The 21,108-nt window shown below is 59.2% G+C and carries 25 protein-coding genes; 12 read left to right on the top strand and 13 right to left on the bottom strand.

The features are described from left to right. Positions 1-55: 55 nt before the first annotated feature. Positions 56-2,362, bottom strand: coding sequence for a type III effector HrpK domain-containing protein (locus tag KP808_RS06140; RefSeq protein WP_230017798.1), 2,307 nt, complete (start codon positions 2,360-2,362; stop codon positions 56-58). A gap of 73 nt (positions 2,363-2,435) precedes the next feature. After that, positions 2,436-2,990: an RNA polymerase sigma factor gene (locus KP808_RS06135; protein WP_230017797.1), complete on the bottom strand. Its 555-nt coding sequence runs from the start codon at positions 2,988-2,990 to the stop codon at positions 2,436-2,438. 243 nt (positions 2,991-3,233) lie between these two features. On the opposite strand from KP808_RS06135, the gene sctW reads away from it, so the two are divergent. From sctW to sctU, 12 genes are read left to right on the top strand one after another with little or no spacing between them, the layout of a single operon-like run. Beyond that, positions 3,234-4,340 carry a type III secretion system gatekeeper subunit SctW gene (sctW, locus tag KP808_RS06130; RefSeq protein ID WP_230017794.1) on the top strand — a complete coding sequence of 369 codons (1,107 nt, stop codon included), beginning with the start codon at positions 3,234-3,236 and terminating at the stop codon, positions 4,338-4,340. Further along, on the top strand, positions 4,337-6,424 hold the full coding sequence (gene sctV / locus KP808_RS06125; RefSeq protein ID WP_054076889.1) for a type III secretion system export apparatus subunit SctV: 2,088 nt from the start codon (positions 4,337-4,339) through the stop codon (positions 6,422-6,424). Before sctW ends, sctV begins: the two co-directional genes overlap by 4 nt. Positions 6,425-6,457: 33 nt before the next feature. Further along, entirely contained in the window at positions 6,458-7,432 is a 975-nt protein-coding gene (sctD, locus tag KP808_RS06120; RefSeq protein WP_058399593.1) for a type III secretion system inner membrane ring subunit SctD, read from the top strand. Next, positions 7,429-8,778, top strand: coding sequence for a FliI/YscN family ATPase (locus tag KP808_RS06115; protein ID WP_122280230.1), 1,350 nt, complete (start codon positions 7,429-7,431; stop codon positions 8,776-8,778). The genes sctD and KP808_RS06115 overlap by 4 nt, the downstream gene beginning before the upstream one ends. A gap of 2 nt (positions 8,779-8,780) precedes the next feature. Then, on the top strand, positions 8,781-9,227 hold the full coding sequence (locus tag KP808_RS06110; RefSeq protein ID WP_005778280.1) for a YscO family type III secretion system apparatus protein: 447 nt from the start codon (positions 8,781-8,783) through the stop codon (positions 9,225-9,227). Between the two features lie 6 nt (positions 9,228-9,233). Further along, a complete protein-coding gene (locus KP808_RS06105) occupies positions 9,234-9,806 on the top strand; it encodes a type III secretion system HrpP C-terminal domain-containing protein (protein WP_230017792.1) in 573 nt (190 codons plus the stop codon). Continuing rightward, complete coding sequence (locus tag KP808_RS06100) at positions 9,803-10,519, top strand: type III secretion system protein (protein WP_230017790.1); 717 nt, start codon at positions 9,803-9,805, stop codon at positions 10,517-10,519. The genes KP808_RS06105 and KP808_RS06100 overlap by 4 nt, the downstream gene beginning before the upstream one ends. Further along, positions 10,509-10,895: a FliM/FliN family flagellar motor switch protein gene (locus tag KP808_RS06095; protein WP_230017788.1), complete on the top strand. Its 387-nt coding sequence runs from the start codon at positions 10,509-10,511 to the stop codon at positions 10,893-10,895. The genes KP808_RS06100 and KP808_RS06095 overlap by 11 nt, the downstream gene beginning before the upstream one ends. Next, on the top strand, positions 10,892-11,545 hold the full coding sequence (gene sctR, locus KP808_RS06090) for a type III secretion system export apparatus subunit SctR (RefSeq protein ID WP_057430737.1): 654 nt from the start codon (positions 10,892-10,894) through the stop codon (positions 11,543-11,545). Before KP808_RS06095 ends, sctR begins: the two co-directional genes overlap by 4 nt. A 7-nt stretch (positions 11,546-11,552) precedes the next feature. Next, positions 11,553-11,819 carry a type III secretion system export apparatus subunit SctS gene (sctS, locus tag KP808_RS06085; protein ID WP_002552413.1) on the top strand — a complete coding sequence of 89 codons (267 nt, stop codon included), beginning with the start codon at positions 11,553-11,555 and terminating at the stop codon, positions 11,817-11,819. After that, positions 11,820-12,614, top strand: a complete 795-nt coding sequence (sctT, locus tag KP808_RS06080; RefSeq protein WP_230017786.1) for a type III secretion system export apparatus subunit SctT — start codon at positions 11,820-11,822, stop codon at positions 12,612-12,614. Then, positions 12,611-13,690 carry a type III secretion system export apparatus subunit SctU gene (gene sctU / locus KP808_RS06075; RefSeq protein WP_230017784.1) on the top strand — a complete coding sequence of 360 codons (1,080 nt, stop codon included), beginning with the start codon at positions 12,611-12,613 and terminating at the stop codon, positions 13,688-13,690. Before sctT ends, sctU begins: the two co-directional genes overlap by 4 nt. Before the next feature lie 205 nt (positions 13,691-13,895). Here the strand turns inward: sctU and KP808_RS06070 are convergent, their stop codons facing one another. The 11 genes from KP808_RS06070 to KP808_RS06020 form a co-directional block, all read right to left on the bottom strand. Beyond that, a complete protein-coding gene (locus KP808_RS06070) occupies positions 13,896-14,243 on the bottom strand; it encodes a hypothetical protein (protein WP_002552410.1) in 348 nt (115 codons plus the stop codon). A 2-nt stretch (positions 14,244-14,245) separates the two neighbouring features. Continuing rightward, complete coding sequence (gene hrpT / locus KP808_RS06065; protein ID WP_002552409.1) at positions 14,246-14,449, bottom strand: HrpT family type III secretion system protein; 204 nt, start codon at positions 14,447-14,449, stop codon at positions 14,246-14,248. Further along, positions 14,446-16,545, bottom strand: a complete 2,100-nt coding sequence (gene sctC, locus KP808_RS06060) for a type III secretion system outer membrane ring subunit SctC (protein ID WP_230017782.1) — start codon at positions 16,543-16,545, stop codon at positions 14,446-14,448. Before sctC ends, hrpT begins: the two co-directional genes overlap by 4 nt. Position 16,546: 1 nt before the next feature. Beyond that, positions 16,547-16,978 (bottom strand): type III secretion system protein HrpG, encoded by a 432-nt coding sequence (locus tag KP808_RS06055; RefSeq protein WP_058399586.1) that lies wholly within the window; start codon positions 16,976-16,978, stop codon positions 16,547-16,549. Then, a complete protein-coding gene (locus KP808_RS06050; RefSeq protein WP_002552406.1) occupies positions 16,965-17,189 on the bottom strand; it encodes a type III secretion protein in 225 nt (74 codons plus the stop codon). Before KP808_RS06050 ends, KP808_RS06055 begins: the two co-directional genes overlap by 14 nt. A gap of 83 nt (positions 17,190-17,272) precedes the next feature. Beyond that, a complete protein-coding gene (gene sctL, locus KP808_RS06045; RefSeq protein ID WP_230017780.1) occupies positions 17,273-17,854 on the bottom strand; it encodes a type III secretion system stator protein SctL in 582 nt (193 codons plus the stop codon). A 35-nt stretch (positions 17,855-17,889) separates the two neighbouring features. Beyond that, on the bottom strand, positions 17,890-18,417 hold the full coding sequence (locus KP808_RS06040; protein ID WP_230017778.1) for a type III secretion protein: 528 nt from the start codon (positions 18,415-18,417) through the stop codon (positions 17,890-17,892). Continuing rightward, positions 18,417-19,223, bottom strand: a complete 807-nt coding sequence (gene sctJ, locus KP808_RS06035; RefSeq protein ID WP_230017776.1) for a type III secretion system inner membrane ring lipoprotein SctJ — start codon at positions 19,221-19,223, stop codon at positions 18,417-18,419. The genes KP808_RS06040 and sctJ overlap by 1 nt, the downstream gene beginning before the upstream one ends. 8 nt (positions 19,224-19,231) lie before the next feature. Next, a complete protein-coding gene (gene sctI / locus KP808_RS06030; RefSeq protein ID WP_230017774.1) occupies positions 19,232-19,606 on the bottom strand; it encodes a type III secretion system inner rod subunit SctI in 375 nt (124 codons plus the stop codon). Positions 19,607-19,633: 27 nt separating this feature from the next. Continuing rightward, complete coding sequence (gene hrpZ / locus KP808_RS06025) at positions 19,634-20,671, bottom strand: type III secretion system effector HrpZ (RefSeq protein ID WP_230017772.1); 1,038 nt, start codon at positions 20,669-20,671, stop codon at positions 19,634-19,636. A 53-nt stretch (positions 20,672-20,724) separates the two neighbouring features. Continuing rightward, positions 20,725-21,051 carry a membrane protein gene (locus KP808_RS06020; protein ID WP_016980446.1) on the bottom strand — a complete coding sequence of 109 codons (327 nt, stop codon included), beginning with the start codon at positions 21,049-21,051 and terminating at the stop codon, positions 20,725-20,727. Positions 21,052-21,108: the final 57 nt, after the last annotated feature.

Raw genomic sequence — 21,108 nt, 5'->3', positions numbered from 1 at the left:
ATACGCAGCATAATAAGAAGAGGCTTGAAAAAGTGTTCAAACCTCTTCTCTGTTATCAATGCGCCTTGGCAATCCCGAACTGGTCCAGCACCGGGTCAACGTTATGATCGAACGCCTTCTGCGCCTTGTGCTTCTTGACCGCATCAATGATCGCGGAGATACCAAAACCCAATGCCATGGCGCCGTCGATGGCCCAGCCGATAACCGGGATTGCAGCACCCAGTGCCGCGCCCGCAGCAAGCCCGGTGGCTTCGCCGGCGACCAGGCCGACGGCGCGGCCGATCATCTGCCCGCCCAGACGCCCGAGACCGGCGGAGGCCTCGCGGCCCATCATCTTCGCCCCGGCGTCGACCCCTCCCTTGATCGCCTCGGCGCCCAGCTTCGTGCTGTCGTAAATGGCCTGCGTCGCGCCAAGCTTGTCGCCGTTGGCGAGCATGGTGGATACCGATGCAAAGCCCATGACTGAATTCAGCACCTTGCCACCCGCCCCGGCATCAGCAAGCTGAGCCAACAGCGAAGGGCCGCCCTCTTCATCGCTTTTGCCTTCCAGCAACTTGCGACCTTTTTTGGAGTTCTGCAGCTCATTCAATGTGCTGGTCGTGTAGTTTTCATGCTCGCCTTCAACGAAATCAGCGGGCAGCACACTTTCATAGGCCGCTTTCTGGTTGTCTGCGGTTTGCAGGGCTTCGCTGGCATCGGCCTTTTTCTGGCCGAGCAATTGTTTCAGTGCGCCGCCTTCGCTGAAGTTGCGAACGTACGAATCGGCAATAGACGATTGCAGATCAGGTCGATTGCTGACCACTTGCTCGGCCGTCGGCACTTCGGCATCGGGAAACAGATCTTTCTGCAGTTGCAATTGCGCCGACAGACCGCTGATAGCGCCGCTGTAATCGGGATCTGGCTTGTGCTTGTCGACCGCTTTGTCCGCTGTCGACATATCGGTCTGCAGCGCCTTGCCGCTGTTGACGTTTTCAGCTTGCTCGGCCACCGCTTTTTGCAGCGCGCTATCGCTGCGCACCAGTTTGCGTTCCTGCTCGGGAATGCTTTTGTTGAGGTAAGCCTGAACGTCGGGATCGGCCTGTAGCTGAGCGATTCTTTCGTTGAGGCCAGCCTCGGTTTTTTCAGTGTTGCGCAAGCCGCGACCGGCGATCACGCTCTGCTGGGTTTGCTGCAACTTGACCATCACGGCGGCTTTCTGCGCGCCGGTGTAAGACTTGGGTTTATCGAAAACACCGGCGTCCAGCTTGCTGATGTCGATACCCGCTACAGAATTCAGGGTCGCCGCATCGCTGAGCATGCTGGCGAACTGGCCACCATTGGTGGGCGCACTTTTCCTGATCCATTCGCTCATGTTTTTCGCGTCAAACAACTGGTCGGGACTGTGCGCAGCTTTCTTGCGCCCGGTCATCCCCGCCTCGTCCACCTGGCTGAGGAAGCCCGGCTGCGACCACGTGCTGCAGGATTGCTTGAGCGTACCCGACAACCCGGGGTTATTTTCAGCCAGCCCTTTCAAGTCGTCGGCACTGATATTGCCGTCCACGTCGGTCTTGTCAGTCGCACCGACCGCATGATGCGGGTCAGCGGCCACCGTCAGCGGCATATTGGCCCGCATCACTGCGGCATTGCGCACCATTTCCAGGGATTGAGGATCCGCATCGGGGTTGTCCTCCATGTATTTACCCAGGTCCTTGTCGGCAGCGTCCGCGGCCTTTTCCATATTTTTGGCGAACGCCTTGAGGTCTTTGTTGGTGATTTTGCCATCCGCGTTGCCGCCATCCTTACCGACGTCCACAGCCGTCTTCAACGCAGGGTTGGCGTTGATGAACGCCATCGCCTTGTCAGCATTGGGGCCGTGCTCTCTGGCCATCCAGGCGGCCGCAATCGGCCGGTTGAGTTCTTTTGCCGCCTGCTCGCGTTCTTCGGGCGGCAGATGGGCGACCATCGGATCCCAGCGCTTGAGGGCCTCGGGCGAAGAGTATTCGGAGTTATCGAGAAACGCGGCATCGGTAGCGCTTGGGGCGTTTGCCGGGTCGGAGGCAGCCGCCGCAGGTGACGCGCTCGCGGTTGACGAGACCGATGTCATCGGCGATACCTGATCACTGTCCTGATCGATGCTGGAGGTACTTTCGCTACTGCTGCTGCGAGTCAGCAGACTCATCAGCGATGAGCCGCTTTGCTCGGTATCGGAAAAGGAAGATGTATTGTCGTTGGCCTGGCCGAACTGCACAAAGGCCTGACCACCACCTGCGCTGCTCTGCGTGAGCGAGGCCTTGGCTAATGGCGTCTCAGCAGCCAGTTCGCCAGAGGTGGGTTGATTCACGATGCTGCCGAGGGCAGGACTGGGAGAACTGGATATACGCATGGTTGCCATCCAAGTGGTGAGGGATGGCAACTGTGTGGTTTTGCGCGCGAGTTGGTTCCAGACAGATATCCACTCAGGCGAACGGGTCAATCTGCTGCTTCAATTGCACCCGCGCCCGGGACAGTCGCGAGCGCACAGTGCCAATCGGTACGCCGAGCGTGTTCGCCGTATCCTGATAATTGCCATCCATCTCCAGCGACACTTCCAGGACCTTTTGCATGTTCGACGGCAAGCAATCGATGGCTGCGATGACGCGTGCCAATTGCCTGTGTCCGTCTACCTGATGAGTGATATCGCCATTCCATTCCAGCTCTGAATGAACGTCGTCTTCCCAGCTTTCCTGATAGGGCTGACGATACATTTTGCGGAAGTGATTGCGGATCAGGTTCAACGCAATGCCACACAGCCAGGTCTGCGGCTTGCTGGCATGCTGAAACTTGTGCTCGTTGCGCAGGGCCTCCAGAAATACGCATTGCAGGATGTCATCGACATCATCCGGGTTCATTACGCGCTTCTGAATGAACGCTCTGAGCATCTGTATCTGATCAGCCGTCAGTTGACGGATACCGGCAGACGAAGAGTCATTACGTGGCTGGGTTGCATCAAGGATCACAAGGTTGGGAAACATGGGCTTACCTTAATTTAATGGTGTGCAAGCCCTATAGCGATAACCGTGCCAGCCAAAATACTTATTTAAGCTACTGATTTATATAGCTATTTTAAAATGTGTAATTCCTTGTAATACATTTTTTTGCGCAACGCCGTTTTTATCCCTACAGCTTTTGGCACAAACGCGTCAGCCCCTTTTACAAGGGAACCGAATCCTGGCCAGGCCCCACTCAACGGTCATGACCAGGCTCAGAACCGTCCTATGAAAATCGTCGCCCCGCCTATATTGCCAACCCACACGGTCACGCCGATTCGCGCCGTCACGCCCGCTGCGCGAGCGATTCCCGGCACCCTATCGTCGGAAAAAGGCACGTCATCGCAACAGGTCTCGCGCTTCGCCGCAGCACTGGTGCAAAACAGCCGGATACTGCGCCAGCGCGAACTGATCGCAAGCAGAAATGCACTGCAGTCGCGGGCCGTCAAACTGGGTGAGCTCTATCAGTTGTTGATGAGCGCCAACGACACCGGGCTGGATAATGCCGCGAGGCTGCTGCGCAAAAAACTGCTGCAAGAGAACGACACAGAACTGGAACAGGTTCTGGAATTTGCCGATGGCGATGCGGCCAAGGCCCACGTGGTGCTGCAAGCAGCGCGCAAACAGGCTGAGGACGATGGCGCTGAAGGCGAGTACGTGGCGCTCACCCAAACGCTGAAACAGCTGCGGCGCAAGTTCGGACCACACGCACGGGCGGGCATTAATACTGCCAGGGCGTTCGGGCGACAGAACGTCGACAACAAACGCCGAGCCGCATTGCGCAACCTGTATGGCGTAGCGGTTTCCGGACAGCCGAACGTGACCGGTCTGATCGAAGCCTTGATCAGCGAGCAGGAGGAGACCGGAGACTTCGACCTCAACCTGCGCGACATGCGCAGAGCCATTGCCGACGATCTGTCGGCGATTACCCCTTCGGCATCTCATGAACAGCTGCGCACATTGATGCACGGGCTGACCACGGCACGGCACGTGACGACGTTGTTGCGCGGTTGTGAACACCTGCTTGGGCGCATGCGCAACAAGAACCCTGACCTGAAGGTGGATCCGCCAGCCTTTCTCAAACACTTGCTGACCCTGACGGCCAATGGAATGAACGTGAACCAGACCCTGCAACTGACTCAACACATCGGCGGTGCCAGGCTCAAGAACCAGCTGGCGTTTCTCAATGGCTTGCGGCCGATGCTGATGCAATTGCCCATCCTGCTCTGGAAGGACATGAAAAGCCGCCAGGCTGCGCTGAATAACCTGCTCACCCTGATGGCAGAACTGACTCAACAGGAACAGAAGCAGCTTTTTGAGGGACTTGCCGGATGAATCAAGTCATCAACTTTCTGAACATGATTGCCCTGTCGGCCATGCGCCGGTCAGAGCTGGTTGGCGCATTCTTCGTCATCGCCATTGTCTTCATGATGATCACCCCCCTGCCCACCGGGCTGGTTGATGTGTTGATTGCGGTGAACATCTGTATCTCGTGCCTGCTGATCATGCTGGCGATGCATTTGCCCAGGCCGCTGGCATTCTCGACCTTTCCGGCCGTGCTGTTGCTGACCACCATGTTTCGTCTGGCGCTGTCGATTTCCACCACACGATTGATCCTGCTCAATCAGGACGCCGGGCACATTGTCGAAGCCTTCGGCCAGTTCGTGGTGGGTGGCAACCTGGCGGTAGGCCTGGTGATCTTTCTGATCCTGACAGTGGTCAACTTTCTAGTTATCACCAAAGGTTCGGAACGGGTTGCCGAGGTCGGCGCACGGTTTACGCTGGACGCGATGCCCGGCAAGCAGATGTCCATCGACAGTGACCTGCGCGCCAACCTGATAACCGTTCAGGAGGCGCGCAAGCGTCGCGCCGAGCTGAACAAGGAAAGTCAGTTGTTCGGAGCCATGGATGGCGCGATGAAGTTCGTCAACGGTGATGCCATTGCCAGCCTGATCATCGTTGCCATCAACATGATCGGCGGTATTTCCATCGGCGTGTTGCAGCACAACATGAGCGCAGGCGATGCGTTGCAGCTGTATACCGTGTTGACCATTGGTGACGGCCTGATTGCACAGATCCCGGCGCTGCTGATCTCCGTAACCTGCGGCATGATCATCACCCGTGTACCCAATACCGAGGCCGGCGCAGAGGCCAACATTGGCCGTGAAATCGCCGAACAGATCACCAGCCAGCCCAAGGCGTGGATCATCGCCGCAGTGGCTATGCTCGGCTTCGCGGCCCTGCCGGGCATGCCCACGGGAGTGTTCATCACCATCGCGATCATCTGCGGTGCCGGGGGCATGCTGCAGTTGCAACGGGCAAAACCCAAGCCCGACGAACAACGCGCCACTGCCGTCGCCCCGGAAATGAACGGCAAGGAAGACCTGCGTACCTTCTCACCCAGCCGGCAGTTCGTCCTGCAGTTTCACCCAGGCCAGGACAGCGCACAGATAGAGGCACTGATCAGCGAAATACGTCGGCGACGCAATAGACTGGTGGTGCAATACGGTCTGACCCTGCCTTCGTTCATCATTGAACATGCCGATCATCTTCCTCCGGACGAGTTTCGCTTCACCGTCTACGACGTACCCATGCTCAAGGCGACATTTACCCAGTCCCATGTCGCCGTGGACGCTCGCCAACTGGGCGGTGAAAACCTCCCGGCGGCGATTCCGGGCAATACCGACCGCCAGGAAGATCAATGGGTGTGGTTGCCTGCCGAGCAATGCGGTGAGCTGAACCCGGTCAGCGCCATGACTCTGATTGTCGAACGCATGGAACGCGCATTGCAGTCCTGCGCGCCGCAGTTCATCGGCTTGCAGGAGACCAAAGCCATCCTCAGCTGGCTGGAATCCGAGCAGCCGGAGCTCGCGCAAGAGATACAGCGGGTGCTCACGCTGACGCGCTTCTCGGCGGTTCTGCAACGTCTCGCGTCGGAGCGCGTACCGCTCAGGGCAATCCGGCTGATCGCCGAAACCCTGATCGAGCATTGCCAGCATGAACGCGATACCAACGTGCTGACCGACTACGTGCGCATCGCGCTCAAATCGCAGATCTACCACCAGTATTGCGGTGCCGAAGGCCTGCAAGTGTGGCTGCTCACGCCGGAAAGCGAGGGCTTGTTGCGCGACGGTCTGCGCCAGACACAGACCGAAACGTTCTTCGCACTGAGTAACGAGATCAGTCAGATGCTCGTGCAACAAATGAATATCGCATTCCCGGTGCGCGCGCCCGAACAGGCGGTACTGCTGGTCGCGCAGGACCTGCGCAGCCCGCTGCGGACCTTGTTGAGGGAGGAGTTCTATCACGTTCCCGTACTGTCTTTCGCAGAAATCAGCAACGCGGCCAAGGTCAAGGTAATGGGTCGCTTCGACCTAGAAGACGATCTTGAGCCAATGGACAACGAGCACGCAGCTTGAGCCTTTCAGGCTTGAGCAAAGGGAGACTTTCAGATGTTTGAATTACGCGTACTGAACGGTCAGCACCAAGGCGCAGCCTTGCCACTGGTGGGCGAGCAATGGTCGATTGGCTCTGCCGCGCAACACGATCTGGCACTGGACGACGCGGGTGTGGAAAGCCTGCACTGCCGCCTGCAACGCCTGGACGACAGCTGGACACTGAACGCTGAAGAAGGCGCGGTGTGCGACGAAGAAGGTAACGCCCGGCCCAGCATTGACCTGACACTCAACACTGCGTTCATGTTGGGTTCAGTGTGGTTGTGCGTTTCGCCCGCAGACGATGAGTGGCCTTCAGTGCCAGCAGTCATCCCGAAACAGCCACAGGCTGACCCCGAGCCAGCACGCAATGATGTGCCGCTGAAAAAGGTCAAGTCGCGCTCGCAATTGCTCAACCGTACCACAGGGATCATCGCCGGCTTGCTGGTGGGTGTCATCGGCAGCGCCTGGAGCCTGACCCGCCCGCCCGCCATTGCAATGGACCAAGGCCCCGGCCACATGGCCTCGGTCACAGCAGAGGCACCGGCAGAGACACCTCCAACACCGGCAAAGACCATCAAACCCGCGGCCGACAAACGCATACGCCTGACCAGCGCGGAGGCAGTCCGCCATCAGTTGGGCACCATGCTCAGCGACCGGCTGCTGACCGATGTCAGCGTGGAAGAAACAGCCGAGGGGCTGGTGCTCAACGGCGATCTCAAAGAGGAATCCCTGCTGGTCTATCAACGCATGCTGCAGCGTTTCAAGGACCGCTATGAGTCGCCGGTGACGGTGTTCGACAACGTCGCCAGCACACGTAGCGCCCTGCCCTTCGTGGTGGTTCAGATCATGACCGGCCCGCATGCGCATCTGGTGACTGCAGACGGCCGCCGTATCTATGTGGGTGACGAAGTGGATGGCCTGCGCCTGACGCGAATCGACAATCAGCGCCTGCAATTCGACGGCAATCGCCACATTGAGGTGAACTGGTGAATGCTGCACTGAGCCAATGGAAAGACACCCACGCAGCGCGCTTGCGTGACTACAGCGCCGTGCGCGTCAGTGGCCGGGTCAGTGCAGTGCGCGGGATTCTGCTGGAATGCAAGATCCCTGCTGCCAAGGTGGGCGATCTTTGCGAGGTGAGCAAAGCCGACGGCAGTTTCCTGTTGGCTGAAATAGTCGGTTTCACTCAGGAATGTACGCTGCTCAGCGCCCTGGGCGCACCCGACGGAATTCAGGTCGGGGCTCCGATCCGCCCGCTGGGCATCGCCCACCGGATTGGCGTTGACGACAGTTTGCTGGGCTGTGTTCTGGATGGCTTCGGACGTCCGCTGCTCGGTGATTGCCTCGGTGCTTTTGCCGGACCGGATGATCGTCGCGAAACACTGCCGGTGATCGCCGACGCCTTGCCACCCACCCAGCGCCCGCGCATCACCAACGCCCTGCCCACCGGGGTACGCGCCATCGACAGCGCCATCCTCCTGGGCGAAGGTCAACGTGTGGGGCTGTTCGCCGGTGCTGGCTGCGGCAAGACCACACTGATGGCCGAACTGGCCCGCAACATGGGCTGCGATGTCATCGTCTTCGGGCTGATCGGCGAACGGGGCCGCGAGCTGCGCGAGTTTCTCGACCATGAACTGGACGAAACCCTACGCGCCCGCTCGGTGCTGGTCTGTGCCACCTCCGATCGCTCAAGCATGGAGCGCGCACGCGCAGCGTTCACCGCGACCGCTATCGCCGAGGCATTCCGCGCACGAGGCCAGAAAGTGCTGTTGCTGCTCGACTCCCTGACCCGGTTTGCCCGTGCGCAGCGGGAGATCGGGATTGCCTCGGGCGAACCGTTGGGGCGTGGCGGCCTGCCACCCTCGGTGTACACCTTGCTGCCACGCCTGGTCGAGCGCGCCGGCATGAGCGAGAACGGCTCGATCACCGCCCTCTACACCGTGCTGATCGAGCAGGACTCGATGAACGATCCGGTGGCGGATGAAGTGCGCTCATTGCTCGACGGGCACATCGTGCTGTCCCGCAAGCTGGCCGAGCGCGGGCATTACCCTGCCATTGACGTGTCCGCCAGCATCAGCCGGATCCTCAGCAATGTCACCGGCCGCGAACACCAGCGAGCGAACAATCGTCTGCGCCAGCTACTGGCCGCCTACAAGCAGGTGGAAATGCTCCTGCGTCTGGGCGAATACCAGGCCGGGGCAGACCCGGTGACCGATTGCGCCGTGCAACTGAATGACGCCATCAACGAATTTCTGCGCCAGGACCTGCGTGAGCCGGTGCCCTTGCAGGAAACCCTGGACGGGTTGTTGCGGCTCACCTCCCGACTGCCGGAGTGACCATGGACGACACACTGGAAGACGACCCACAGCGAGCAGCACTTGAGCAGGTGATCGGCTTGCTGACCCCGCTGCGCCAGCATCGTCAGGCGAGCGCTGAACGGGCCCATCGCCACGCGCAGGTGGAACTGAAATCGATGCTCGACCACTTATCAAAAACACGGGCATCGCTGGATCAGGAACGTGACAACCACAAGCGGCGTCGCGAGGGCCTGTCTCAGGAACACCTGGAAAAGACCATCAGCCTGAACGATATCGACCGATGGCATGAGAAAGAAAAACACATGCTCGACCGCCTGGCCTGTATTCGGCAGGACGTGCAGCAACAGCAATTGCGGGTAGCCGAACAGCAGGCGTTGCTTGAGCAGAAGCGCCTGCAAGCCAAAGCGTCTCAGCGCGCGGTCGAGAAACTCGCCTGCATGGAGGAGACGCTCAACGAAGAAGGTTAAGTGACGATGACCGCACCGATCAAACACCCGGCCAAAGCGCCAACGGCACCAGCCGTAGTGCATGCCACAGCGCCTTCTGCGCCCGCGCAGTGCGCACCGGACAAGGCTGATGACAAGCTACCGGTTTTTGGCGGCACAGCACGTACCGACATGCCAAAGATCCGCTTCGCACAAAACCGTTCGGCGACAGAGACACCGGAGAGCGCCGACGGCCTGTTCTTTTCCCAACTGCTGATACCTCAGGTCGGTGAAGAGCCTGATCAGCAAGGTTTCGGCGGCAGCAGCATCGCCCTGCCCGTGCACGCCGAAAATGTACCGCCCCAATTGATCGACGAGCTGGCGCAGCGTTTGCCCGAACAGCCCGTCGGCCCGCTGGCGTTTACCCTGCTGATGCCCAGCCTGGGGACAGTACGCGTCAATGCCGAAAGAACCGAACACCGTTGGAGCATTCAGCTGGGCTTCGCCCGTCGTGACGTTCTGAAGCGTTTGCAGGGTCATACCGGCGCATGCCGTGATTCACTGTCGCGGGCACTCGGCCATGACGTTGAGCTGGACCTGCATGAAGATCTTGCAGCATGAGCGCGCTGCGTCTGCGCAAGGTCGATGCCCTGCTGGCCCAGGCCACGCGTGAGCTGGGTGCCGGTCAGAGCCTGGGCTTCAGCGCCGCAGGTCAGGACGCCGAACTGACCCTGTTGCCACTGTTTGCCGACACAGGCGAACCGGCAGGCGCTGTCTGGCTGAGCACAGCCGTCGGCCCCCTTTTGCTCAGCGACGCCGAAGCGCTGCTCAGCCTGCTGGGCGATATCCCCTTTACGCTCGGGGGCGAGCAACAAGCCTGGTACTGGCAGCTGTTCAATCAACGCCTGAGTCCGACCATTGCCCGACTGCTGGCACCGATCGAACCCCTGCACAACAAACCGCACGCACTCACCCTGGGCTGCCGGGTTCAGATACGGCGCGGTGGTGAGCAGCTTCACGCGCACTTGCATGCCACGCCCGACACACTGCTCAGGCTGCTGCAATCGGCGCCCTGGCAAGCCCGCACGCGCCCTGTGGATGAGTCCTGGTCAGTGGCCAGCCCCCTGATCATCGGTGAAACGTCGCTGACCCTGGAACAAATCGCCTCGCTGCGCCCCGGTGACGTGGTGCTGCCCGCCCACTGCCAGTTCGACAGCGCCGGGCAAGGGTTCCTGAGCCTGGCAGGACGGCAATGGGCGGCGCAGACCGACCAGCACGCGCAGCGTCTTTTTTTGCGGCTCAGTCATGAGGAGCACCGCCACCATGAGTACTGAAGATCTGTATCAGGAAGATGTCGAGATGCTCGACGACTATGAAGACCCGTCGACTGAACAGCACTGGTCCGAAGAAGACGGCGAGCCATCCGGGTATGTGACGACCGAACCGGACGATCACGCAGCGCAGGAAGAACAGGACGAGCCCCAAGCGCTTGATTCGCTGGCACTGGACCTGACCCTGCGTTGCGGCGAGCTCAGGCTGACCCTCGCCGAACTGCGCCGGCTGGATGCCGGGACCATCCTTGAAGTCACCGGCATTTCGCCGGGGCACGCGACACTGTGCCATGGCGAACAGGTGGTGGCCGAGGGCGAGCTGGTGGATGTCGAGGGTCGCCTGGGTCTGCAGATTACCCGCCTGGTGACCCGCTCATGATCATGGAGGGCGTAAACCCGATCATGCTGGCGCTGTTTCTCGGCTCGCTGTCACTGATCCCCTTTCTGTTGATTGTCTGCACCGCCTTTCTGAAAATCGCCATGACCCTGCTGATCACCCGCAACGCAATTGGCGTTCAGCAGGTGCCGCCGAACATGGCCCTGTACGGCATTGCCCTGGCCGCCACGATGTTCGTCATGGCCCCGGTGGCGCATGAGATCCAGCAACGGGTCCATGAACACCCGCTGGAACTGGGCAGCGCCGACAAGCTGCAAGCCAGTCTGAAAACAGTGATCGAGCCACTGCAACGCTTCATGACGCGCAATACCGACCCGGATGTGGTCGCCCATCTGCTGGAAAACACCCAGCGTATGTGGCCCAAGGAAATGGCCGACCAGGCCAACAAGAACGACCTTTTGCTGGCGATTCCGGCCTTTGTGTTATCGGAGTTGCAGGCCGGTTTCGAGATCGGCTTTCTGATCTACATCCCGTTCATCGTCATCGACCTGATTGTTTCCAACCTGTTGCTCGCACTGGGCATGCAGATGGTCTCGCCGATGACCCTGTCGTTGCCGCTCAAGCTGCTGCTGTTCGTGCTGGTCTCAGGCTGGTCACGCCTGCTCGACAGTCTCTTCTATTCCTATATGTGAGGCGGCCATGGAAGCGTTGGCGTTGTTCAAGCAAGGCATGTTTCTGGTCGTCATCCTGACCGCTCCGCCGCTGGGTGTCGCCGTGCTGGTCGGGGTGCTCACCTCGCTGCTGCAGGCACTCATGCAGATTCAGGATCAGACGCTGCCGTTCGGCATCAAGCTCGGGGCGGTCGGGCTGACCCTGGCCATGACCGGCCGCTGGATCGGCGTCGAGCTGATTCAGTTCATCAATATGGCCTTCGACCTGATTGCACGGTCCGGGGTCAATCACTAAATGCCCTTCGACGCCCACGAAGCGTTCCAATTCATGCTGGGCATGGGTCTGGCGATGGCGCGCCTGCTGCCGTGCATGCTGCTGGTGCCAGCCTTCTGTTTCAAATACCTGAAAGGCCCGTTGCGCTATGCGGTGGTGGCCGTGCTGGCGATGGTCCCGGCTCCCGCAATCAGCCGCGCGCTGGGTTCTCTTGACGATAACTGGTTTGCCATCGGCGGCCTGATGATCAAAGAGGCGGTACTGGGGACGCTATTGGGGCTGTTGCTGTATGCGCCGTTCTGGATGTTTGCCTCGGTCGGTGCCCTGCTCGACAGTCAGCGCGGGGCGCTCAGCGGTGGCCAGTTGAACCCGGCACTCGGTCCGGACGCCACACCGCTGGGCGAATTGTTTCAGGAAACCCTGATCATGCTGGTGATTCTCACTGGCGGCCTTTCACTCATCACTCAGGTCATCTGGGATAGCTACAGCGTCTGGCCACCGACTGCCTGGCTGCCGGGCATGACCGCAGGTGGCCTGGATATCTTTCTGGAACAGCTCGACCAGACCATGCAACACATGCTGTTGTATGCCGCGCCGTTCATTGCCCTGCTGCTATTGATCGAAGCCGCGTTTGCGATCATCGGTCTGTATGCACAGCAACTGAACGTATCGATTCTGGCCATGCCAGCCAAAAGCATGGCTGGCCTGGCATTTCTGTTGATCTACCTGCCAACGCTGCTGGAGCTGGGCACCGGTCAACTGTTGAAGCTGGTTGATCTGAAGTCGCTGCTGGCGCTTCTGGTGCAAGTGCCGTGAGTGAAAAAACCGAAAAGGCTACCCCCAAACAGATACGTGACGCTCGCGAAAAAGGTCAGGTGGGGCAGAGTCAGGACCTTGGCAAACTGCTGGTACTGATGGTCGTCAGTGAAATCACCCTGGGCCTGGCCGATGACAGCGTCGACCGATTGCAATCCTTGCTGGCGCTGTCTTTCAAAGGTATTGACCGGAGCTTTGCTGCATCCGTCGAGCTGATCGCCAGCGAAGGCCTTTCCGTGTTGCTCAGCTTCACGTTATGCAGCGTCGGCATGGCCATGCTGATGCGCCTGGTCAGCAGCTGGATGCAGATCGGCTTTCTGTTCGCGCCCAAGGTCTTGAAGCTGGACATCAACAAGATCAACCCCTTCTCGCATGCCAAGCAGATGTTTTCCGGGCAGAACATCCTCAACCTGCTGCTCAGTATCCTCAAGGCTGTTGCCATTGGCGCGACCTTGTACATGCAGGTCAAGCCCGCGCTGGGCGCTCTTATCCTGCTGGCCAACAGCGACCTGACGACGTATTGGCACGCATTGGTCGAACTCTTTCGCCATATTTTGCGCGTTATTCTGGGATTGCTGCTGGTCGTCGCCATGGTCGACTTTGCCATGCAGAAATACTTTCACGCCAAGAAGCTGCGCATGAGCCACGAGGACATCAAGAAAGAATATAAACAGTCCGAAGGCGACCCTCATGTCAAAGGTCATCGTCGACAACTGTCCCATGAAATCCTCAACCAGGAGCCCAGCGCCGCCCCCAATCCGGTGGAGGAAGCGGACATGCTGTTGGTCAACCCTACGCACTACGCGGTGGCGCTGTATTACCGGCCAGGCGAGACGCCTCTACCGCTGATTCATTGCAAGGGTGAGGACGAGGAAGCGCTGGCGCTGATTGCGCGGGCCAAAAAGGCCGGTATCCCGGTGGTGCAGAGCATCTGGCTGACAAGGACGCTGTACCGCGCCAAGGTCGGCAAATACATCCCTCGCCCCACGCTGCAAGCTGTCGGGCACATCTACAAAGTGGTTCGCCAGCTGGATGAAATCACCGATGAAGTGATTCAGGTTGAGGTGGAGCTTTAGGCTGGGAGCTGCAAGCCAGGCGTAACAGGTGCTTATGCACCAGCCCTCCCCCACGCCCTGTTTCAATCTCTAGCCTCTAGAAGACCGCGTCCCGAAACAATCCTCAACATTACCTTACCTGTAGCTCGTGCCTGCAGCTCCAGCTGCCCCAAAAAAAGACCGCCTCCTCTGCAGGGGCGGTCTTCTTTCATGCTGGCCGAATTGCCTAAGCCAGGTGTTCCAGACCTGCCAGCATCAGCTCATGTCGCCGGATGTCATCCAGGTTGGTGACGGCATCCGGCGCGTCGCTTACGGCATGCCACACTACAAAATCACGCTGTACATCCAGAAACAGAAAGTAGTTACGGAACCGCTCGGCCTCTGAGAACCTCATTTGCAGCGCCTCTCTCAGTTGCTCGGGACGCAGCGCACGCCCCTCGATGTGCAGCGCGATGCCCCAGTCATGATGCTCACGCCGACTGACGAAGGACACCCCGTTTGCCACCGGCCAGACCGCAGGGCTCTGGGCAGCGACGTTGTAGTAGAACGCCGCTTTTTCCTTTACCTCAATCATTTCTAATCCTTTAACTTCACGACAGTGTAATCCCGCTCGTGGTCCTGGTCGTCCAGACCGTCGCGCATGTCCGGCGGCCACCAGATGACCAGTTCGCGGTTTGTGGAGTCCGGACGTTTGCAGGCAACTCCCGTACAGCCATGGGTGGCACACCCCGACAGGGTAGCGAACAGCACCAGCACAACTGCAATGCTACTGATCTTCATGGTTTCGCTCCCTTGAGCAGTGATGGCCGACTCTCTTTCGCCATTTTCGATATCTGTGGCTGGCGCACAGCGATATATACCTCGCTCTCTTCACCCGGTTGCAGCCAGGCGTGAGGCCAGGCGGCAACGCCGATGACCCAGCGACCGCCGCAGCGGCTCTCGTCGATACGCACCGGTTTGTCGGTATTGTTGTGCGCCACGACAACCGCAACACCCCAATCCTTTCTGGCGTACCACTGCGAACGTTGACCGTCGAGCGTCAGCCCCGCGCCCGGATCACAAAGGCTATCGGTTTCAAATGGCAGTGTTTCGCCGGTGCGCATACCCACGGGGGCAGTTCCATCGACCATCTGGGTGAAGACCTTCTGGACATCGCCACGGGTCGGCAACTCTCCACCGTCGCGTCGCTCCTTGATCCTTTTCATCTGATCATCGACGTCATGCGGGTTACCGTTTTGCACATAGCGAGCCGGGTTGACCTGATCACCAATCAGCCGCGGCGTCAGAATGAACAGGCGTTCGCGCTGGCTCAGTTCACGGCTGCGGGACTGGAACAACAGCTTGCCGATGTAGGGAATGTCGCCCAGCAAGGGAATCTTGTGGACCTTGTCGTTGGCTTCCAGCCCGTGGAAACCACCGATCACCAGCGAACCATGTTCGGCGATGACGGCCTGGGTGCTGACGTTGCCTTTGCGCACGCTGGGTTGCGTATCGTTGATATCGGAGATATCGATCTGGCCGTCTTCAATGTCGACGATCAGTTGCACCTGAGGCTTGCCATCGTGGTCCAGTGAACGCGGGATCACTTGCAGACTGGTCCCGGCGGTGATGGGCTCGATATTGGCGACGCGTTCTGAGGTCGCCGTGATGTATTCAGTACGACTGAAGTCAATGACAGCCGGCTGATTTTCCAGGGTAAGAATGGACGGGTTGCCGATCACGGACGCTGAACCGTTGCCTTCCAGCGCGTGCAACTCTGCAGAAAACTTGCCCGCGTTCTGAATGAACATCGTCGAACTGGTGCCCGCGTCGAACAGGTTGACGCCACCGCCGACGCTGCCTGCGTTAAAATTCCAGCGACTGGAGAGCTCCGCCAGCTCGTTGCGATCAATGTCGAGGATCACCGCATCGATTTCGATCAGGTTGCGCGAGACGTCCAGTTCCTTGATGAGTTTCTCGTACATCGGCTTGCGCGACGGCAAGTCATAAATCAGTACCGCGTTGTTGCGCACATCGGCTGTTACACGAATGTTCGCGCGGCCACCGGAACGGCTTTTCCCGGATTTCTTGCTGCCGCTGCCATAGCTCAACACCCGATCAAGGCCCTGTTGCAAGGCGCCGGTATCGATGCCGCTGGAATCCAGAGGCAGGCTTTGAGTGTCCGAGCCGCCACCCGCGAGTCCGGCATTTGCGCCACCGTGCCCCAACAGGTTGATGCCATTGATGGCTTCGCCGCGAGAACGCGTGTCGAGCAAATCCTGAAGAATGCTGGCGACACCCGCTACTGTCAGTTGTTGATCACGATAACGAATGGTCCGGTCCGACGCGTTGGCGTATTTGAGCGGAAACACAACAATGTCTTGCTTGTCGCCCTTTTCCGGCGTCTCGACTTTTTTGCTGTAGTCACGCACCAGTTCCACGTATTTTGCCGGGCCGCGAACCAGCACCACACCCTCGTTAGGCAGAACGCCCCAGCCAAAGCGTTTATCCAGCAGGCCTACATCGGTCAACGCCGTCTGCAAGTCATCTACCGCATCGGATGAGACTTCTACGCGCGCCGAGGTGTGTTCGCTGGACGGGCTGACGTAGAGCGTGTCGTTATAGACAAACCACTGGAAGTGGTATTCCTGACCAAGCCGATCGAGAAACTCTTCCGGGCTCTGGGCACGAATCCGGCCATCGAGCGTTCCTGGAATGGGCGGCATGTCCAGCGCCATGCCGAACTCTTTGGCAAAATCAGCCAGCGCCGTGGTCAGTTCAGTCTGCCGGGCGTCGTAGGCGTAAGCCGTGTGTTTCCAGGCTTCGGGGGTGACCGCCCATGTAACAGGGGTCAACCCGATCAACAATAAAGGCAACCACATCAAGGCCTTGCGCATTTCAAACTCCCGGTTGCCGGTGATTGAGGGTCGTGCGCCCGGATATCGCGGGCGTCATGTCGCCAATGGTGGTATGCATCAGGCTGAGCAAGGCCGCACGCTGATTGGCCAGGCTTTCAAGGCGATCGAGTAGATCGGCGAGGTTGCAGGGGTTGGGTATCCAGGTGACCAGGACCATGCAGCGGGTCTGCGGATCAATGGCGAAGGCGCCATCACAGGCACACGCAAGACTGGCACCCCCGTGGCTGAGCAACGCCTCGATGCGTTGGGAGTCATTGGCATCGTAGGGATCGAGCAGCTCGATGCTGCAACGTATTCCATGACCAACCACTTCCAGGCGGGCGTTGGCGTCGTCGACCCAGCAGTCCAGCGCAGTCGCCGGACGCTGATCACACCACTGGCCGACGACCTCAGCGAACTCACTGAAATCCATCGATGACATTTTTGGTCATTTTGTAGCCGGCTTGCTGGCACTGGTCAGCGATGTTGGAGCTGACAGCGGCCTGCTGACTTGCCTCACCGAAGGCATCAATGTCGTCGGCAGTAAAATGCCCGTTGCCACCCTCAAGCACGTCATCCACGTCGGACAAGGCGCGATTCAGCGTGCTGTCGAGGTTATTTTGCAGAGATTTGAAACTTATCATGTCCTTTTACTCCAGCAGGAAGGTTCAAACCTTGAGTGGAGCAAACGGCTGGAGCGGTTCCATTTGCGGCGCAAGAGCCTGTTTCAGGCAGACGAGTCACGGCCTGCCAGCCCGTTGCGCAGCGTCGCCCAATCGATGTCGAACGCGCCATTGGCATCGCTCAGGCGCAGGCTTTCGCTAGTCAGCGATGCGTCGCGCTTGAGCTGCCAATACTGGGTAAACCGGCTGTCAGCCAGCCACTCGGCGACCGGCTCGGCCATGTCGGGATGAACGCTGAGGGTCGCCACCGCTTCGTTGAGCTGACTGGCCGCGAGATTTTTCACCAGTGCCCTGGCGCGCTCGGCCAGCATGGTGTCGTCAAGCAGGTGCCGAAGTGACTCGCTGAGCAATTCCTCTACGGCGGTCATTGCTTGCTGCTGTAACACTTCACGCTGCACCTGCAGATCAGCGAGAAACGCATTGGCGTTTTCCCAGAAGCTGGCCAGCGCCTGCTGATGCAACAGGTCGGCCTTCTCTTGTTCGAGAACCAGCATTTGCTCTGCCTGGCGTTGCGCGTCGGCCAGAACATCGCGAGCCAGCAGGCTGTTGGCAATGTCTTCACGACGCAGTACAGGTTCAGGCAGAAGCGCAGTGGCAGTCAGCGTAATACTGCGTTTGGCGAGCATGGGGAATTCCTGATACAGAGCGAACCGGATCGAATTCAAACCGCCGTGACACGCCATAAAATGGCCTGCCACAACGTCTGAAGTTTATTCTCGGGTGCCTCGCACGGGGTGTCGGGAAGCTCATCTGGCGCCCATGCCAGACGCAATCGCGACCAATACTCAGGCCCCAGCCAGGCCCCCAACAGCAAGCGAGGGTCTTCGTTGGCAAGTTCCAGCCAGACGCCGGGGCGCAGCGCTTTGGTCAGCGCCCAGCACCACTGCCCGTCAGCGCCATCGCTTTCATTTCGGCAAAAGCAGATGCGCCCGGCCAGATCCAGCGCCCGTTCACGCTGTATGGGTGTCAGCGCCAGCCAGCGCAACACCGGCTCAGCAGCCATCGGCGGTTGATCGGGGTCAATGCCGACACTCTGCAAAAATACGCTGTGACGACTGGCCATCAGCCCATCACAATCACTGAGTGTCAGCCCGCAGTTCAAGGCAAAACGGCGTTGCCAGTCCGGATGCGCAAACTGCCAGGGGTTGCACCACCATTGAACCCAGTGCTCCTCGGCAATCAGCTCCATCAGGCACGCGCCGGTACGGTCGATCGACTCCGGGCGCCGAACCCGATTCGCCGAAGCAGCGCGGTACGCCAGTCACTGCGCAGCAGCAGCGCAATAATCAGCAGCAATACGACAACACCGGCCGGTACCAGCCAAAGCATCAGGTGCCAGAACGGCAAGTCTTCGCTGTCGAGCTTGAACGGTCCGAAGCTGGCCCATTGCGTCGTTTCCTGAAACTCGGTGGCCGGTACAAAAACGATGGAAAATTTCTTCGATTCTGCCGATTGCGTGGACATGCCGGGGATACTGCTGGCGACCATCTGCTGAATACGCCCACGCACACTGTCCGGGTCCAGCGCAGCCGAGTGCTTGATAAATACCGCCGCGGAAGCAGGTTGCACCGGCTCGCCCGGAGCGATGCGTTCCGGCAGCACCACATGCACTCTGGCCACGATAACGCCGTCTATCTGCGACAGCGTGGCTTCAAGTTCCTGAGACAGGGCATAGATGTAGCGGGCACGCTCTTCGAGAGGGGTCGAGATGACCCCTTCTTTCTTGAAAATGTCGCCCAGACTGGCGCGCGACTGGCGTGGCAGGCCGGCAGCGTTAAGCACGCGTACAGCGCGGTTCATGTCGCTGGTTGCGACCGTAACCACGACACCGGTCTTTTCAAGGCGCTTGCGCGCATCGATGTGCTGATCCGCAAGGCGTGCAACCACCTCGTTGGAGTCCTGCTCGGACAAGCCAGTGAAAAGATCGGTTTCATCACTGCACCCGCCAAGCAACAACATGCAAAACAACAGCAGCCCTGCGCTCAGAAATTTCACGAGAACCTCTACTGCAGGTTGGTCAGCTTGTCGATTGCCTGCGCAGTCTTGCTGACGACTTTGGTCGTGAGCGCTGTCTGCAGCGAGCATTGCGACAATGTGCGAGTCATCGCCGCGATATCCAGTGCCTCTCCGCTGCCGGAGGCCTTTTTCATGGAGCGCATGGCTTGCTGGGACATTTTTTCGGTTTCGCCCAGACCGCCGGAAATCGCGCTGGCGATATGCTCGGAAAGCGGTGCACCGCTTGAAACATTATCCGGGCGCGTTGCGGCGGTGAAGATATCGACATCCGCCTGGGGAGGTTCTGAAACGAGCCCTTGTGGTACATCCTGCCCGAGTTCCGGCGGGATGTTTTTAACATTACCAAGGTGGGAAATGGTCACTTGAGTTCTCCGTCAGGCGGGTGTCAGTCAGGCAGCAGCCTGATTTTTAGTGCTTTGCAGCAGCATGTTGACCAGCAGCAAGGCAACTTGAGCAGCGCTGGACTGCACGCCGGTCCCGGTCTGGCCAGCATCCTGAAGCGTCGCTTCCAGACCTTTCTGCAACAAGCCACCGAGTAACTGACCCAGGTCCTGATTCGGCTGTTCGCCGCCAGGCACAAGGGCAGTATTGGCGGTGCTCACAGGTGTTCCCAAGCCACCACCGGCCAATACCGATTGCAGGCCTCGGTCTATCAGCTCACCTATCAACTGGCCCACATCACCATTGGAATTGCTGTTGCTGGCGGGGCCGGTGTTAGCGTCGATAAGCGGATCACCCAGTGAACCAGGCGAATTTTCCGTATTGCTCACAGGGCTGCCCAGGCCACCACCGCTGCTATCGCCCGCCAGACCGCCGGCTGTATTCTGTTGACTGCCCAATTGCTGGCCGATGATGTCGAGTGCCGAGCGGAACTGCGCTGTTTCGTCGCCGTCGAGGAAGTTATCTTCCTTGAGTTCGTTCACCCACGAACCCGAGTCCGGTTTGGGAAACTGTGCGGGGTTGTCGTCCATGAACTGCGCGATCTTTTTCAGCATCGGCATGTCGTCCTCGGAAAAACGAGTTCCGCCATCCTGCTTGGTCAGAAGATCATTCAGCATCGACTTGGCCAGGCCATTGAGCACCTGTGTCATCAAGTCGGGTTGTCCGGTATCCGAGGCGTTGTCGGCAGAAGCGCCAAAATTGTCGCCCAGCTTTTCGTGGATAAGCGTGTCAAGCGCAGCCTTGATGTCCTCGAGGCCGCCGCCAGCCTTGCCACTGGCAGCCATCGCCTTGCCGAGCAACTTGCCCAATGGCGAACTCTCGTCCAGTTGACCATTATGGGTCAGCTCCTGGGCAAGCTGCGCAACCACTTCCTGAAGCGCCCGGCTGGATGTACTCGCCCCAGCAGTCTCGGTTTCAGGACGGATCAGAACGAGTGCCATCGTCGGGCCTTGCAGCGTACTGTTGTTAAGACTGAGACTCTGCATCACAACCTCCTCAAAGTAGCAGCCCCCTCTGTGTGAAGGGGGCATTCAAGAAATCAGAACTGGACGACCGAGTTCCGGATCTTGCTCGCAACGATTTGGTTGGAAAGCGCCTCTTTCTTGTCTTCGAAGCCCGCCAGCATGCTCGTCTCTCGCAGCAGGCCGTTCTCTTCGTTCGCAGTGCCGTCAAGCTCGGCGCTTTTTGCATCACCTTTACTGATGCTCGAGCGGGTAGCGTCGATACTGTCAGTGCTGCCCGTGTATTTTGTCATTGCAATGTTGCGGTCGGCGCTGCTCTTGACGCTGTTGATACCCTGCGCAGCGCCACCCACTGTGTTAACGACACCGCGACCCGCGTTAGTCAGAGAACTCATGATGCTCATAACGTGATACCCCTTGGTCTGTACCAGCGTAATTGCTTGGTACAGATAGGTGGTAAC

The sequence above is a fragment of the Pseudomonas savastanoi genome, from assembly GCF_020917325.1.
Classification (GTDB): Bacteria; Pseudomonadota; Gammaproteobacteria; order Pseudomonadales; family Pseudomonadaceae; genus Aquipseudomonas; species Aquipseudomonas amygdali.
Note: the sequence above shows the minus strand (reverse complement) of the source record. Positions and strands in the feature narration are given on the sequence as shown.